The 16,024-nt window shown below is 70.7% G+C and carries 8 protein-coding genes; 3 read left to right on the forward strand and 5 right to left on the reverse strand.

The genetic code is table 11. From position 1 onward, the window contains the following. Positions 1–6: 6 nt before the first annotated feature. From A176_RS04990 to A176_RS05005, 4 genes are all read right to left on the reverse strand, one after another. Positions 7–7,080, reverse strand: a complete 7,074-nt coding sequence (locus A176_RS04990) for a DUF6982 domain-containing protein (RefSeq protein ID WP_049872234.1) — start codon at positions 7,078–7,080, stop codon at positions 7–9. A gap of 126 nt (positions 7,081–7,206) precedes the next feature. After that, entirely contained in the window at positions 7,207–8,598 is a 1,392-nt protein-coding gene (locus tag A176_RS04995; RefSeq protein WP_002638795.1) for a peptidase MA family metallohydrolase, read from the reverse strand. Between the two features lie 57 nt (positions 8,599–8,655). Continuing rightward, positions 8,656–9,960 (reverse strand): threonine ammonia-lyase, encoded by a 1,305-nt coding sequence (gene ilvA / locus A176_RS05000; protein WP_257720807.1) that lies wholly within the window; start codon positions 9,958–9,960, stop codon positions 8,656–8,658. Beyond that, positions 9,957–11,186, reverse strand: a complete 1,230-nt coding sequence (locus A176_RS05005; RefSeq protein WP_002638797.1) for a Glu/Leu/Phe/Val family dehydrogenase — start codon at positions 11,184–11,186, stop codon at positions 9,957–9,959. Before A176_RS05005 ends, ilvA begins: the two co-directional genes overlap by 4 nt. A gap of 71 nt (positions 11,187–11,257) precedes the next feature. Here A176_RS05005 and A176_RS05010 point away from each other — a divergent pair, with 71 nt between their 5' ends. Beyond that, positions 11,258–11,776, forward strand: coding sequence for a helix-turn-helix domain-containing protein (locus A176_RS05010; protein ID WP_044889680.1), 519 nt, complete (start codon positions 11,258–11,260; stop codon positions 11,774–11,776). Between the two features lie 4 nt (positions 11,777–11,780). Here the strand turns inward: A176_RS05010 and A176_RS05015 are convergent, their stop codons facing one another. Continuing rightward, the gene (locus A176_RS05015; protein ID WP_044889649.1) at positions 11,781–14,201 is read right to left on the reverse strand and encodes a DEAD/DEAH box helicase; all 2,421 of its coding nucleotides are present in this window, start codon (positions 14,199–14,201) and stop codon (positions 11,781–11,783) included. A gap of 68 nt (positions 14,202–14,269) precedes the next feature. On the opposite strand from A176_RS05015, the gene A176_RS05020 reads away from it, so the two are divergent. After that, on the forward strand, positions 14,270–15,376 hold the full coding sequence (locus A176_RS05020; protein ID WP_044889648.1) for a sigma-70 family RNA polymerase sigma factor: 1,107 nt from the start codon (positions 14,270–14,272) through the stop codon (positions 15,374–15,376). 95 nt (positions 15,377–15,471) lie between these two features. Next, the gene (locus A176_RS05025) at positions 15,472–16,023 is read left to right on the forward strand and encodes a hypothetical protein (protein WP_002638801.1); all 552 of its coding nucleotides are present in this window, start codon (positions 15,472–15,474) and stop codon (positions 16,021–16,023) included. The last annotated feature ends 1 nt before the right edge of the window (position 16,024 follow it).

Genomic DNA, 16,024 nt, shown 5'->3' on the forward strand with positions numbered 1-16,024 from the left:
TTCACCTCAGCCCTCGGCCACCGCCTGCACGCTGGAGCGGTAGATGAAGATGCGCGCGGTGTTGGTGCGCTGGTCGGCGGGGATGACGAAGAAGCCCGGCGTGCTGCCCTGGAAGTCCTGGGAGAAGCCGGCGACCTGGCGGCCATCGTTGAAGGTGACGCGAATCTTCAGACCTTCGGCCTGCGGCTGGCGCGCGCCCGCGGGGAGCATGAAGAAGATGGCCTTCACGCGCTTGCCGGGAATCTGCTCGGCGGCGAAGCCACTCTGCTGCTCCAGCGAGATGACGTCGTCGAGCAGGTCCGCGTCGCGGATGGTGCCGCGCTTCACCTGTCCCTCCACCGTGTGGATGATGACGCGATGCTCGCCCTCCACGAAGGAGGTGAGCGCCGTCCCACCGACGATGGCGGTGTCATCGAAGAGCGGCTCGCGCTCGGTGGCGAGGTGGTTGGTGGGCGCGGCCGGGATGACGGCGGCGGGGCGGAGGGCCTGCGCCACCGCGCCCGCGCCCGCCGCGCCCATCGCCGCCTGTGCGTAGGGCGAAGGCGGGACGACCACCGCGTGCGCGGGAGGGGCGGGGATGGCCGCGGCGGGAGCCGACGGCACCACGACCTCTTCCTCGACGTCGATGTCCGAGACTTCCTGCTCGAGCTCCATCGAGACTTCTTCGACCTCCTCGACGGGCTCGACGTCGGAGTAGTCCTGGGCGGGCGCGCCGAAGGGGCTGCTCGGCGGCGCGGCCCACTGCGCCGCCGGAGCGGGCGCGCTGTCCTCGATGGGCTCAGCCTCCCAGGTGGCGGCCTCTTCGACGGGCTCGGCCTCCATCACCGGCTCGACGTCGACGGACGCGTCGCTCCACTCGGCCGAGGCGGGCTCGGCGGACCACTCGGGCGTGGCTTCGGGCTGCGCCGTTGCCCACGCCGGCTGCTGCTCCGTGGGGGCTTCCCAGGTGGCGGACGCGTCACTGGTCGCGGACCACTCGGTGGTCTCCGGCGTGGCGGAGGTCCATTCGTTGGCCGGTGCCTGGCCCGTGTCCGACGCGGCCCACTCGGTGGCCGGCGTGGGCTCGGCGGCAGGGTCTGCCCACTCGGACTGGGCGTCCTCGGTGGCCGGCGTCGTCGCCGCGGGCTCGGAGGTCGACCATTCCGGCTGCGCCTCCTCGATGGGAGAGGCCCACTCTTCCTGGATGGCCTCGGGCGCGATTTCCTCGACAGGGGTCTCCCACGCCGACTGCGCGCCGTTCGTTTCGGGGGAGGCCTCGGCGCTCGCGGTCGCCCACTCCGTCTGGACTTCGACGGGCGCTGCGGTCTCGGGCGTGGCGCTCCAGCCGTGGTTCGCGGGGGCGGTGGTGGTGTCTTCCTCCGTCGCCCATTCCGGCTGGGCCTCGAGGGTCTCCTCGGGCTCGGCCCACTCGGCCTGCACTTCAATGGGCTCGGCTTCCGGCTCCGCCGGGGCGGACCAGTCGCCCTGGCCCTGCTCCGAGGTGGTCCACTCCGCTTGGACTTCGGCGGGCGCGGCGGTTTCAGCGGCGGCCCATCCGGGCTGCGCCGTGCCAGTCGCATCCGTGGACCACTCCGCCTGAACCTCGGCGGGCTCGGCGGTCCATTCGGCCTGCGCGGCGCCGGCCGTGTCCGAGCTCGCGGACCAGTTGGAAGCGTCGGGCGTCGCGGCCCACGAGGACTGGTCCGTGCCGGACGTGGTGGTGTCCGCGGTCCACTCGGCTTGGGGCTCGGTGGTCTCCGGCGTGGCCCACTCAGGCTGGGCCTCAGTGGTCTCGGGCGTGGCCCATGCCGCTTGGGGCTCAGTGGCTTCGGGCGTGGCCCACTCTGCTTGGGCCTCGGTGTTCTCGGGCGTAGCCCATGCCGCTTGGGCGGAGGTGGTGTCCGTGCTGGCGGTCCACGCGGGCTGCGCCTCGGTGGCTTCCGGCGTGGCCCACTCTGCTTGGGGCTCAGTGGCCTCGGGCGTGGCCCATGCTGCTTGGGCGGAGGTGGTGTCCGTGCTGGCGGTCCACGCGGGCTGCGCCTCGGTGGCTTCCGGCGTGGCCCACTCTGCTTGGGGCTCAGTGGCCTCGGGCGTGGCCCACTCCGTCTGGCCCGAGGTGGCGTCGGTTTCGGCGGTCCACGCGGGCTGGGCCTCAGTGGTCTCGGGCGTGGCCCACTCCGCCTGGGCAGAGGTGGCGTCCGTGCTGGCGGTCCACGCGGGCTGCGCCTCGGTGGCTTCCGGCGTGGCCCACTCCGGCTGTGCTGCGTTCGTGGTCCACTCGGCTTGCGCCTCGGTGCTCTCGGGCGTCGCCCACTGAGACTGAGGGGACTCGGCGCTGGTGGCCCAGTCCGCAGTCGCGGGAGCAGTGGTTTCCGTCGCGGCCCATTCCTGCTGGGCGGTGCCGGCAGCATCCGTGTTGGTCGACCACTCGGCTTGTCCAGCGTCGGTGGTCTCCGCCGGTTCTGCCCACTCCGCCTGCGCCTCGATGGTGGGGGACTCTTCTGAAGTCGCCCACTCCGACTGCACGGCGTTGGAGGCGTCGGCGTTGGCGGACCACTCGGCTTGCGCCGTCACGGGAGCAGTTGCCTCCGCGGTCGCCCATTCAGGTTGGACGGCGACTGCCGAGTCGTTGCTCTCAGACCACTCGGCCTGGGGCTCGCTGGCAGACGTCCACTCGGTGGTGGCCTGCGCGGAGGCTGCGTCGGCAGTGGCGGTCCACTCGGCCTGGGGCTCGGTGGAGGCCGCTTCCGAAGACCACTCTGCTTGGACCTCGATCGTGGCGGAGTCCGTGGAGTCAGACCACTCGGCTTGAGCCGTGGGGGCTGCGGCTTCGGCAGTCGCCCACTCGGGCTGCGGCGCCGCAGGGCTCGTTTCAGCGGTGGTCCACGCGGCCTGGGGCTCCGTGGCGGCCGTCTCCGCGGTCGCCCATTCCGGCTGCGCCTCAGCCGAAGCAGCTTCCGTGGTGGTCCACTCGGGCTGCTGCTCCGCAGCGGTTGCTTCGGTGGTGACCCACTCAGGCTGCAACTCGACCGGAGCTGCCTCCGGAGTCGCCCACTCGGGCTGCGACTCGGTCGAAGAGGCTTCCGTGGCGGCCCACGTAGGCTGCTGCGCCGAAGTGGTCGCCCACTCGGACTGCGGCTCCGCAGCAGGTGCTTCGGCAGAGGCCCACTCGGGCTGAACCGCCGTCGCGGACTCGTCGGCCGTCGCCCACTCGGGCTGAGCCTCCGTGGCGGAGGCTTCCGTAGTGGCCCATTCGGGCTGGGGCTCAGCGGTAGCCGCTTCAGGAGTCGCCCACTCGGGCTGAGCCTCCGTGGCGGAGGCTTCCGCAGTGGCCCATTCCGGCTGGGGCTCCGCGGTAGCCGCTTCAGAAGTCGCCCATTCCGCCTGCGTCTCAGTGGCGGAGGCTTCCGCAGTAGCCCATTCCGGCTGGGGCTCAGCGGTAGCCGCTTCAGAAGTCGCCCATTCGGGCTGCGCTTCAGTTGCGGACGCTTCCGCGGTGGCCCATTCCGGCTGGGCCTCGGTGGTGGCCGCTTCAGGCGTGGCCCACTCGGCCTGGACTTCAGCGGCCGGTGTTTCGGCGGTGGCCCAGTCGGACTGAGCCTCCGTGGTGCTGACTTCGGCAGTCGCCCACTCGGGCTGGGGCTCCGTCGAAGCCGACTCCGTGGTGGCCCAGTCGGACTGAGCCTCCGTGGCGCTGACCTCGGCGGTCGCCCACTCAGGCTGGGGCTCCGTCGAAGCCGTCTCCGTGGCGCCGACCTCGGCCGTCGCCCACTCAGGCTGGGGATCAGCCGTGGCGCTGACCTCGGCAGTCGCCCACTCGGGCTGGGGCTCCGCTGACGTGGCTTCCGGGGTGACCCACTCGGGCTGGAGTTCGGAGGTCGAGGCTTCGGTGGTCGCCCACTCGGCCTGCGGCTCCGCGGTCACCTCTCCCGTGGACCATTCCGTTTGCGCCTGCTCAGGCGCGGTCTCTGCCGGCGTCGCCCATTCAGGCTGTGCCTCGGCGGCCTGAGCTTCGGCGGTGGCCCATTCCGGCTGCGCATCCTCGGAACCGGCGGTCCACTCGGACTGCGCCGCCATGGGCTCAGCGGTCCATTCCGTTTGCGCAGTCGCCGCAGCGGTCTCCGTGGAGGAGGTCCACTCGGTGGAAGCAGTCTCCACCGGCGTCGACGTCCACTCGGCTTGCGGCTCGCTCGAAGGTTCCGCCCACTCGGCCTGAAGCTCCACGGGAGCCTCGGGTTGGGTCTCCCATCCCGAATGCGTCTCGGTGGCAGCGGCGTTCAGGACGTTGTTGGCGGCCCAGTCGGTCGTGGCGGTTTCCGTCGTGGGCTCGGATGCGGAGACCCACTCGGATTGCAGCTCGATGGCGTCCGGCTCGCTGTCGGGCAGCGCCATGCTCCGGCTGTCCGTCTGTGCGAACTGCCCGTGGCTCAGGAACTCGTTCGCCGCCGCGAGGGGCACGGCCTCCTCGGGATTCCCGCTCAGGTCGAACATCTCCTCGGCGGAAGGCGCAGCCGACGTGTGCTGAGAGGACGCGCGCGGCGGATCCCCCGCGACGGAGAGGGTGTCGGCGTGGAGGTTCGGACCCACCTGCACCGGGTGGATTTCGAGCGAAGGAACGTCCGAGGTCGCGAAGGGCGCCGCAGTCTGCGCGTACGCCGTGTCGTGCGTGGCGTCCGCGCTGACATCGACCAACTCCAGCGTGGGCTGCTCGCCGCTCGTGTCGCTGTCGTGGGCCGCCACCGCCTGCTCGGGCTCGGCTTCGACGTCCATCACATCGAGCGTCGGCGCTTCGGCCGCGACTTCCGTCGAGTCGAGCTCCAGGGTGGGAGCGCTCTCGCTCACATCCGAGGCATCGAGCGCGATCTCCGCGGGCGCATCGTCGGCCGTGGACGCGGTGACGCCCGAGGCGTCGAGCGCAATCTCCGCAGGCGCGTCGTCGGTCGCGGACGCCGTGACGTCCGAGGCGTCGAGCGCAATCTCCTCACGCGCGTCGTCGGTCGCGGACGCCGTGACGTCCGAGGCGTCGAGCGCAATCTCCGTGACCTGTGCCTCGGAGGCCGTCTCGGCGACATCGGACGCATCGAGGGCGATCTCCGCCTCCGCGGAGGCAGGCTCGCTCACGTCAGACGCGTCGAGAGCGATCTCCGCGTCCTGCGTGTTCGCGGCTTCCACGGTGCCGGCCGCTTCGAGCGCCAGTTCCGCGTACTGCGCATCGCCCGCGTGAGCCGCGTCGGCGCTGTCAACGACCGCATCGGCGGCGCTGATGTCAGCGACCTCGAGCGGAGTCGCCTCGTCGCTCGAGAACGCCGTGTCAGCGCTGGCATCCAGCGTCGCCGCGTGCGCGTCCTCGACAGCGCCCGCTACGGCGGCGTCCGTGGTGCTTGCGTCGGCAACGTGCGCCTCTTCGGCAGCGACTTCGCTGTCCACCGCGATGGGCGCCCCAGCGAACGCCGGTTCGAACGCGTGATGACTCACATCGGTGACGTCGACCGTCGCGTCCGTAAAGGCCTCGACAGGTGCTCCCGCGTCGGAGGCCTCACTGACCTCGGACGCATCGAGCGCAATCTCAGCGGGGCCCGCGTCGGAGGCCTGCACATCCAGCGCGGCGGCTTCCGTGAACTCCTCGGCGCTCGCCTCCAGTTCGACGGCAGGCGCTTCGGCGCTGGCCGCGACATCCTGCTCGGAAGCCGAGGCTTCGAGCATGTCAGTGGCTTCGAGGGCAATCTCCGCGTCGGGAGTCGCCTCCGGCTCGGCCATCGCGGCGACGTCGATGATGTCACCGGCGTCGGCGACTTCCGTCGGCTCGGCTTCGACGGCGAGCGGCGCGGAGGCCCACTCATCGTCGATGGGCGCGGGCGCCAGCTCCTGGGCCAGCACGGGCTCGCTCTCCGTGGCGCCGTCCACCAGCTCGACTTCGGAGGAGGGGACTTCCTCTTCGGCAGAAGCCAGGGCGTCCGCGTCGGGGGCGGACTCCACCTCCATCGACAGGTCTGCGAAGGACGCCTCCAGCGAGGTCTCCGGCTCGGCGGTGGCGGTGGCCTGCGGCTCGGCGCTGACGTCGGAGAAGTCATCCTCCGCGACGTTCACCGCTTCGGGCTGCGTTCCCTGCTGGAGATCCTCGGTGACATCCGCGAACGACGCGGACGGGTCTTCCACGGCGTCCTCGGCGGACAGCTCCACGGCCGACTCTTCGGCGTCGAGAGCGTCCTCGTGGGCCGGTTCCGAGTGCGCCTGCTCCGAGGCCTGTCCGCTGGCACCCGGCGTCATCCACGGCGCCGGTTCGCTCAGCGCGGGGATGTCGATGTCATCGGCGAGGCTGAGATTGGCTGGCTCGGGCGCGGCCTCGGCGGGGGCCTGCTGGGCCTGCGGATCCGCCTGCCACGCGCTCGCATCTCCCTGCGCGTTCGGGTCGTAACCCTGCTGCGCATAGGCCTGCGCGTTCGGGTCGTAACCCGGCTGCGCGTAGGCCTGGGCGTTCGGGTCGTAACCCGGCTGCGCGTAGGCCTGAGCGTTCGAGTCGTAGCCCTGCTGCGTGTAGGCCTGGGCATTCGGGTCGTAACCCGGCTGCGCATACGCCTGGGCATTCGGGTCGTAACCCGGCTGCGCATAGGCCTGAGCGTTCGGGTCGTAGCCCTGCTGCGCGTACGCCTGCGCGTTCGGGTCATACGCCTGCTGCGCGTACGCCTGAGCGTTCGGGTCATACGCCTGCTGCGCGTACGCCTGCGCGTTCGGATCGTAACCCTGGTTGGGATCGTACCCGGCGGGGTAGGGGTACCACTGGCCGTCGGCGGCGTAGTAGCCCTGGGGCTGCTGCTCGTAGCCAGCGGGGTAGGGGTACCACTGGCCGTCGGCGGCGTAGTAGCCCTGGGGCTGCTGCTCGTAGCCAGCGGGGTAGGGGTACCACTGGCCGTCATCGGCGTAGTAGCCCTGGGGTGCGGCCTGTTGCTGCCACGCGGAGGCATCCGCGACTGGAGCGTCGTCCACGCCCAGATGCGTGCGCAGCTCCATCCAGCGCGCCTCCTCCACGGGAGACAGGCTACCCAGCTTCCGCTTCTCATCGAGGAAGCGGAATTCTCTCATCGCCGCGCGCGTGTCCGACATCCGTCACCTTGCTGCAGACGGCGAACAACCGGGCTACCGCCGCAGCGTAAATAGAGGGGGCTTCGAGTCTAGGGGACTCCTGGGAACGGGTAAACCAATTGGCCCGGGCCCGGTTGGCAGCCTCCCCTACTGGAGAGCAGCCCGGACGTCCTCGTCCAGGGTCGCCCGCGTCCGGCCGTAGTGCTCGGTGAGGGCCTCGTCGATGGGTCTTCCCCGTCCCACCTCGCGGACCATGGTGAGGAACCGACCCGTTCCGCCCCGCTTCACCAGCTCCCGGACGGCGATGGCGGAGGTGGCGTAGGCCACGGCGGGGTTGCGCTGCATGATGAGGGACTGGCCCTCCAGGTGCTCCAGCTTGGGCAGCGAGTTCGCCTTGGCAGCCTGGGCCATGTAGTTGCGGACCGACCGGTCGGGGTCCTCGCCCCCCATGTAGCGCCACTCGACGTACTCGGCGAGGCCCTCGTTCATCCAGACGGGGAGGTTGTTGCCGCGGCCGTCGCAGAAGTCGTCCAGCGCGGCGTGGACGTACTCGTGGACCAGGGTGGCCTTGGTCTGCGGCGTGAGCTCGGCAGCGTCGTTGATGCGGATGGCGTTGTCGGAGTAGAGGCCGGCCACGGCGCGGGCCCGGGTCGCGCCGAAGTGCGTCTGGAACTCCGCCAGCGTGTAGAGGATGACATCCACCGGGGCCTCGCGCACCTCGCCCAGCATGCTGCGGGTGAAGTCATAGGCCTCGTCCAGGGCGGCGACGACGCGGCCCTCGTACTCGGCGCGCTGCCCGAAATCACGCTGGTTGTTGAAGTACCGGATGACGAAGCGGCTGTTCGAGCGCGTCCGCATGCCATCCGGGCCGGTGCTGGATTCGTAGTTGAGGCTGGCCGAGCGCGTGACGCTCCGGCCCTGTCCGGCCACCGCGGGCTGGACGTCGGCCGTGGCGCCGGGACGCCGGCCGGTGACGCCGCTCATCCGCTGCTCCAGGCGCTCCGCCTCCCGCCGCGCGGCGCCTTCCTCGTTCGCCTTGGCGCGGGCCTGCTGGAGCAGCCGCTTCGCGTCGCCCGCTTCCTTGGCCCGGGCCGGGACTTTCTCCAGCGCCGCCACCGCGCCCGCGGCGTCCTGCTCCTCCAGGAGCAGCTTGCCCAGCTCCAGGCCGAAGGCGCCGTCCTTGGGATGTTTCGTCAGGCCCTTGCGCAGGGCGGCCTCCGCGGCGGCCCGCTGGTCCGTCTTGCGCGCGGTCCGGGCCAGGCACCGCAGCGCGCCCGCGGATTCATCGTAGAGGGCGGCGCGCTCGCCCAGCGAGTACGCCATCACCGTGTCCTCGTCCTTCAGGGCCTCGCAGCCCTGGGTCAGCGCCGAGGAGACCGCGCCTCGCTGGGCCGAGGGAACGTCCGTCGCGTCGCCCGCGGAGAAGGCCAGGTACAGCTCCTCCCAGGAGCGGCTGGCGGCGAGCGACTTCGCCTTCTGCGCGGGCGAAGGAGAGGCGGCGGTCAGCAGGAGGGCGGAGAGCAGGGCGGCAGGGCTCATGCCCGGAGTATCGCCGGACTCGGGCGCGCGGGCGCAAGGCCCACCCGCCCCGAGATGCTACTTGCGAGCCACCTGCCAGCCGAGCTTGTGCAGCGTCCGCTCCAGCTCCTCGATTTGGGCCGGGCCGGTGGTCTCCAGCGTCACCTCCACCATGGCCTCGCCCAGGCCCGCCTTGGAGAAGGCGCGCTCATGGTGGATCTCCACCACGTTGGCGCGCAGGTCGGCCACCTGCGAGGTGAGCTTCGCGAGCATGCCGGGCCGGTCCGGCAGTCGCACCTCCAACTGCACCAGTCGCCCGGCCTTCACCAGGCCGCGCTCGATGATGCGGCTGATGACGTTCATGTCGATGTTGCCGCCGCTGAGGATGATGGCGGTGCGCTTGCCCTTCGCCATGGGCACCTCGCCGCTGAGCAGCGCCGCCAGTCCCACCGCGCCCGCGCCCTCCACCACGCTCTTCTCCTGCTCCAGCAGCGTGAGGATGGCGGCGGCAATCTCCTCCTCGTCCACGGCGACGACGTCATCCACGTACTTGCGCACCATGGGGAAGGTGAGGTCCCCCACGCGCTTCACCGCGATGCCATCCGCGATGGTGGTGCCCGCCGCGGCGAGCAGCACGCGCTCGTCCGCCTCCAGCGACGCCTTCATGCTGGCGATGGTCTCCGCCTGCACGCCCACCACGCGGATGTCCGGCCGCGTCTCCTTCAGCGCGCACGCGATGCCGGAGATGAGCCCGCCGCCGCCAATGGGCACGAGCACCACCTCCAGGTCGGGGCACTGCTCCAGCAGCTCCAGGCCAATGGTGCCCTGGCCGGCGATGACGTGCGGGTCGTTGAAGGGGTGGATGAAGACGCGGTCCTCCGCCTTCTGGATGCGCAGCGCCTCGGCGTAGGCCTCGTCGTAGTTGCTGCCCTTGAGCACCACGCGCGCGCCGTAGTCGTCCTTGGTGCGCGACACCTTGATGAGCGGCGTGCGCTCCGGCATCACGATGGTGGCATTCACACCCAGCCGCCGCGCGTGGTACGCGACGCCCTGGGCGTGGTTGCCGGCCGACGCGGCGATGACGCCCCGGCGCCGCTCGTCCTCCGTCAGCGTCAGCAGCTTGTTGAGGGCGCCGCGCTCCTTGAAGGCCCCTGTGCGCTGCAGGTTCTCCAACTTGAAGAACACCGCGGCGCACTCCGTCCGCTCCGTGAAGTGGTCGGACTGCGGGCAGGGCGTGGGGCGGATGGCCGAGCGGATGCGCTCGCGCGCGGCCTGGATGTCCTCGAGGGTGACCATGGTCGCGCCTGTATCGGAAGCGCGCCCCGGGTGGAAGAGACAGGCGAGCGGGGCCTGTCGCGTTGCGGGCGTGTTGCGCCGCGTCAGATGCCGCGCAGCACCGTGGCCTTGCCCACGCGGCCAATGGCCAGGATGTACGCGGCCGTCCGCATGGAAACCTTCCGCGAGCGGGCCACCTGGGCCACGCGCTCGTAGGCTTCCTTCATGGACTTCTCCAGCTCCGCGTTGACGCGGTCCTCTTCCCAGGACAGGTGCTGGAGGTTTTGCACCCACTCGAAGTAGCTGACCGTCACGCCGCCCGCGCTGGCGAGCACGTCCGGCACCACGAAGATGCCGCGCTTCTCGAAGACCTCGTCCGCCTCCGGCTGGGTGGGGCCGTTGGCGCCTTCGATGATGAGCTTCGCGCGCACCGCGTGGGCATTCTCGCGGGTGAGCACATGGCCCAGCGCCGCGGGGATGAGGACCTCGCAGTCCGCGCCCAGCACGTCTTCGTTGCTGCACGAAGCACCGCCGCTGAAGCCCGTCACGGTGCCGGTGCGCTTCACGTGCTCGAAGAGGGAGGGGATGTCCAGGCCCTGCGGGTTGCGCACGCCGCCCAGCGCGTCCGCCACCGCCACCACCACGCCGCCGTCCTCCCAGATGAGCTGCGCGGTGTGGCTGCCCACGTTGCCAAAGCCCTGGAGCGCGAAGCGCGTGCCCTTCACCGGCAGGCCCAGGTCGCGCAGGATTTCACGCGCGACGTAGAGCAGGCCGCGGCCGGTGGCGGCCTCGCGGCCCTTGGAGCCGTAGAGCTCCAGCGGCTTGCCCGTCACCACCGCCGGCGAGTGGCCGTGGTAGCGCGAGTACTGGTCCATGATCCACGCCATCACCTGGGGGTTGGTGTTGACGTCCGGCGCGGCGATGTCGCGGGTGGGCCCGATGACGTCCTGCACCTGGTCCACGAACTTCCGGGTGAGGCGCTCCAGCTCCTTGATGCTGAGCTGGGACGGGTCGCACGCGATGCCGCCCTTGGCGCCGCCGTAGGGGACATTCACGACGGCCGTCTTCCACGTCATCAGCGAGGCCAGCGACGCGCACTCGTCCTGGTCCAGCAGCGGGTGGTAGCGCAGGCCGCCCTTCATGGGGCCGCGGCTGTTGTCGTGCTGGATGCGGTAGCCGAGGAACGTGCGAATCTCGCCCGAGTCCATCTCGATGGAGACCTGCACCTTCACCTCGCGCAGCGGCGTGGCGAGCAGCGTCTCGATGGGGGTTCCCACGTCCATGATCCGCGCGGCTTTGCGGAAGTAGTAGTTGGTACCCTCGACGGCGCTCATGTGTCGGCAAACTCCTGGATGGCGGCGCGCGCGACCTTAACAGAAGGGGTGCGCTACCATAGTTAATGGCCATGCCTCCCGAACCGCAGGACGCTTTCACCTTGAGCGGACACCTCCAGGGCCTGGCCCGGCGCATCCGCGCGCTGAGGGAGCGGCGGGGCCTCACGCAGGAGGACTTCGCCGCCCGCTGCGGCATCTCCGTGTCCTTCGCGTCGCTCCTGGAGCGCGGCGAGCGCAGCCCCAGCTACGAGACGCTGCTCCAGGTGTCCGCCGCGCTCCAGCTCCCGCTGTACGAGCTGCTCCGGCTGGAGGACCCGCAGGACGCCGGCATCCACCGGCTGGAGACCTTCATCCGCGCGCAGGGCCTGTCGCGCGCGGACGTGGACCGGCTGCTGACGGTGGCGGAGGTGATGTTCAACGAGCCCTCCCCACGAGGAGGCGCGGACCCCGCGCCCGCCCCGCGGGTGGAGCCCGCCCGCTGCGGCGAGCCCGGCTGTGAGAAGCCGCTGCTCGCCCGGGGACTGTGCGCCGCGCACTACCACCGTGAGCGGCGCAGGAAGGCCGCCGGTTCGGAGACCGGCGGCGCCTGAGGGACTACTTCCGCTTGGCCTGCTCCACCTTGAGCGTGCGCTCGCCGTGGGGCTTGCCGTGCGTGGCCTCGAAGCCCGCCACGTCCTCGTCGGCGACGAAGACATAGGCGTAGGTGGGGCGCAGGTCCGTGCGCAGCACCTTGCCGGCCGGAGCGCCCGCGGCCTCCAGCGCGGCGGCGACGCCCGCCTCGTCCAGGCCGTCCTGCTTGCCCAGGCCCACCCACAGGCGCGTCTGGCCTTCCACCTCCGGCAGGGCCTCCTGACGGGGACGGCGCTCCGGACGCTGGCCGCGCGGACGGTGACGCTCCACCTTCAGCGGCTTCTCGCCGTGCAGCTTGCCGTTGACGGCGTCGAAGCCGGGCGCGTCCTCCTCGGCGATGTACGCGTAGCCGTAGGTGGGGCGCAGCAGCGTGCGCAGCACCTTGCCGGCCGGAGCACCCGCGGCCTCCAGCGCGGCGGGCAGCTTCGCCTCGTCCATGCCGTCGTCCATGCCCAGGTTGATCCACAGCTTCGCCTCGCCGGGGCCCGCGTCCGGGGACGGGGGCGGGCGGGGCGTGGCCTCACGCTCCGTGCGCGGCTTGCTCTTCTCCACGCGCAGCGTCTTGGAGCCATGCTGCTTGCCGTTGAGCGTCTCGAAGGCGGCGGCGTCCTCCTCCGCCACGAAGACGTAGGCGAACGTCGGGCGCAGCTCGGCGCGGACCAGCTTGCCCACCGGGGCGCCCGCGTCCTCCATGGCGGTGGCGATGCTGCCCGGCCCCAGGCCGTCCGCCGTCCCCAGGTTCACCCACAGCTTGGCCTCGCCGGGACCGGCCTCCAGCGCCGCGGCGCCACCCCGGCTGCTCTCGCCGCCACGCTCGCGACGGGCATCGTCACGGCGGGGACGGCGCTCGCGCTCCGAGGACTCGCCGCGCTTCTCGCGCCGGTCATCCCGCTCGCGGCGCTCACCGCGCTCACGCTTCTCGCCGCGGTCGCGCCGGCCGCTGCCCTCGCGGCTCTCGCTCTTGCGCTCCTGCGGCGGCTCACGGCCCTCCGCCGCCATCGCCGCCGCGGCCTTCTCCATGCGCAGGTGGCTGAAGAAGTACTTGAGCAGGAAGGCGATGAGGTCGTCGGCGTCCGCGCGCGGCTTGAGCTGCGCGGCCAGCGGCAGGAAGCCCTCGAAGACGGAGCCGCCCGCGGCCTCCTGGATTTCGCGCACGTGGCGCTCCGTCCACAGGCGCATGGCCTCTTCCGGCGCGGGCATCTCGCGCCGGTCGAACTTGATGCCGTACTTCTTCTCCAGCGCGGTGTACGTCGCCAGCTCGCGCCCGGAGAAGAGGTTGATGGCGGTGCCCTTGTTGCCGATGCGGCCCGTGCGGCCCACGCGGTGCAGGTACACCGCCGGGTCCTCCGGCAGGGAGTAGTTGATGACGTACTCCAGCCCGGAGATGTCGATGCCGCGCGCCGCGATGTCCGTGGCGACCATGAAGGCCACCTCGCCGCGCTTCACCTTGCCCATGACGCGCTCGCGCTCCTTCTGCGGCAGGTCGCCATTGAGCAGCTCCGCGTCGAAGCCGTTGCGGTTGAGCACCGCCGTCACCAGCGCCGTGTCATCCCGCGTGTTGCAGAAGATGATGGCGTTCTGGGGCTCTTCCTTCTCCAGCACGTAGATGAGGTTGCGCGGCTTGGGGAAGGCGTCCGACACGTCGTAGCGGATGTGGTGGATGTGCTCCACCGTGAAGACGTCGCCGGACAGCAGCAGCGTCTCCGCGTTCGTCGTGTAGCGCGCGATGAGGTTCTGGATGTCCGTGGGGACGGTGGCGCTGAAGAGCAGCACCTGGCGCGTCTTCGGAAGGCGGTCGAGGATGCGGGTGACCTCCTCGTAGAATCCCTGGTTGAGCATCTCGTCCGCTTCATCCAGGACGGCGTGGTCACACGCGTCGAGCTTCAGGTTGCCGCGGTTGATGTGGTCGAACACGCGGCCCGGCGTGCCGACGATGATGGGCGTGCCTTCCTCCAGCGCGTCCTCCTGCTGCTTCATGGAGGCGCCGCCGTAGATGGCCGCGACCTTCAGGCCCTTGATCTTGCCGAGCAGCTTCAGCTCGTCGGCCACCTGGATGGCCAGCTCACGGGTGGGGCAGAGGATGAGCGCGCGCACGCGGCGCTCGTCGGCGGGAATCTTCTCCAGCAGGGGCAGGCCGAACGCGGCCGTCTTCCCGGTGCCCGTCTTGCTGCGAACGATGAGATCTTTTCCCTCCATGGCGGGCCGGAAGGCGCGGGCCTGGACGGGGGTGGGGTTGGTATAACCGCGCTCCGCCAGCGCTTGGCGGATGGGCTCTGACAGGTTCATGTCGTCGAAGCCGATGTCCGCGATGTACTCGGCGGGACGCGTCGGGGCTTCGTCAGGCGCCGGACTCCCCGGCACGTTTGGCTCTTGGATGTCGCTCATCGGGCATGGGCATAGCCCCTGCATTACCCTGTGGCAACAATCGCGGCACTTTGCTGTATGGAGCCCCCATGGCGAATGGGAGGAAAAGAACCAAAGGTACGTCCCCCCGACCCCGGGCGAAACGGCCGGCCTCGCCGGGCGCTGGCGACGTCGTGGACGCCGAGGTGGAGGGGGCGGACGCAGAGGCTCAAACGGACCCGGATTCCCTGGAACCCGATGCGGCCGAGCTGGCGGAGGTCGAGCCGGAGGCCGACCTGAGCGCCCCCGTGGTGCCTCCCCGGGCGCTGGTGCGTGCCAGCGAGGCGGGGCTCACCCCCAGGGACCCCCTCCAGGCCTACATGGCCGAGGTTCAGCGCCACCCGCTGCTGACGCGGGACGAGGAGCTCCAGCTCGCCCGGCACTACCGGGCGTCCGGGGACGTCAACGCGGCCTACCGCCTGGTGGCGTCCAACCTGCGCCTCGTCGTGAAGCTGGCCCATGAGTACCACCGCAACCCGCTGTCGCTGCTGGACCTGGTCCAGGAGGGCAACATCGGGCTGATGCAGGCGGTGAAGAAGTACGACCCCGAGCGCGGCGTGAAGCTGAGCAGCTACGCGGCGTGGTGGATTCGCGCGTACATCCTTCGCTACATCATGGACAACTGGAAGATGGTGAAGCTGGGGACCACGGAGGCCCAGCGGAAGCTCTTCTTCAAGCTGCGCCAGGAGCAGGAGAAGCTCATCGCGCAGGGCTTCGAGGCCAGCCCGAAGCTGCTCGCCGAGCGCCTCAACGTCACCGAGCAGGACGTGGTGGAGATGGACCAGCGGCTGGGGCACGACGAGATGTCCATCGACGCGCCGCTGGGGAACGACGAGGACTCCCGCGCCACGCGCGCGGACCGCTACCTGCCTTCCAGCGGCGTGCCGGCGGACGAGCGCCTGGGCGCCGAGCAGCTCAAGGCGCTCTTCCGCGAGAAGCTGGCGGCGTTCGCCCAGTCGCTGGAGGGCAAGGAGCGCTTCATCTTCGAGAACCGGCTCACCTCCGACGAGCCCCTGACGCTGCAGGACATTGGCGACAAGTACGGCGTCAGCCGGGAGCGGGCGCGGCAAATCGAGGCGGCCCTCATCAACCGGATGCGGGAGTTCATGCGCGAACAGATTCCGGACTTCGACCTGGTCGCCAGTCCCAAGTCTTGACGTTGGGGGGGGGAGGGGGGAGGGCGGTCCGCCGGGCACTGGGGCTATGCTGCCGGCACCCGTTCGTTCTCCTCGAGCCTGAAGGGGACCCCCACATGCACCGCTCCACCCGCTTCGCGGGAGTGTGTCTCGCCGTCGTCACGTTGCTGGCGCTCAGTGGCTGCGCCAACTCGATGCGCAAGAGCTACCTGCGCGACAAAACCGCCGACCACGTCTACCGCCAGGAGTTGGCGGAGCTGTGGCCCCACGTCCGGACCGTGCTGAAGAGCCATGGCTACTTCTGGAAGGAGAACCCGGGCCGCTACGTGCTGGAGACGGATTGGCTGGACTCCGGCGGCGGCACCCTGGGGCCGGGCACCGCGTCCCGCTTCCTGGTGCGCGGCATCGTCCTGCCCAGCGGAGGCGCCGTCGTCCGGGTGCTGCGCGGCGACCGCCTCCAGCAGTCGGTGGGCGTGGGCTACGTGGACCAGGTCATCAAGACGCAGGAGGACTACGCCCAGGCGGTGAACAACAGCCAGGCCAGCGGCGTGCTGCCCACGCAGCAGAACTACTTCCGCGACCTGGAAATCGAGGTGGAGATTCTCCGCCTGAGCGACCCGGAGGCGGCCTCGCGCTTCGACGCGGAAGCGCTGGCCGCCCACCCCTGAG

Origin of the sequence: Myxococcus hansupus (assembly GCF_000280925.3) — a bacterium.
GTDB lineage: Bacteria > Myxococcota > Myxococcia > Myxococcales > Myxococcaceae > Myxococcus > Myxococcus hansupus.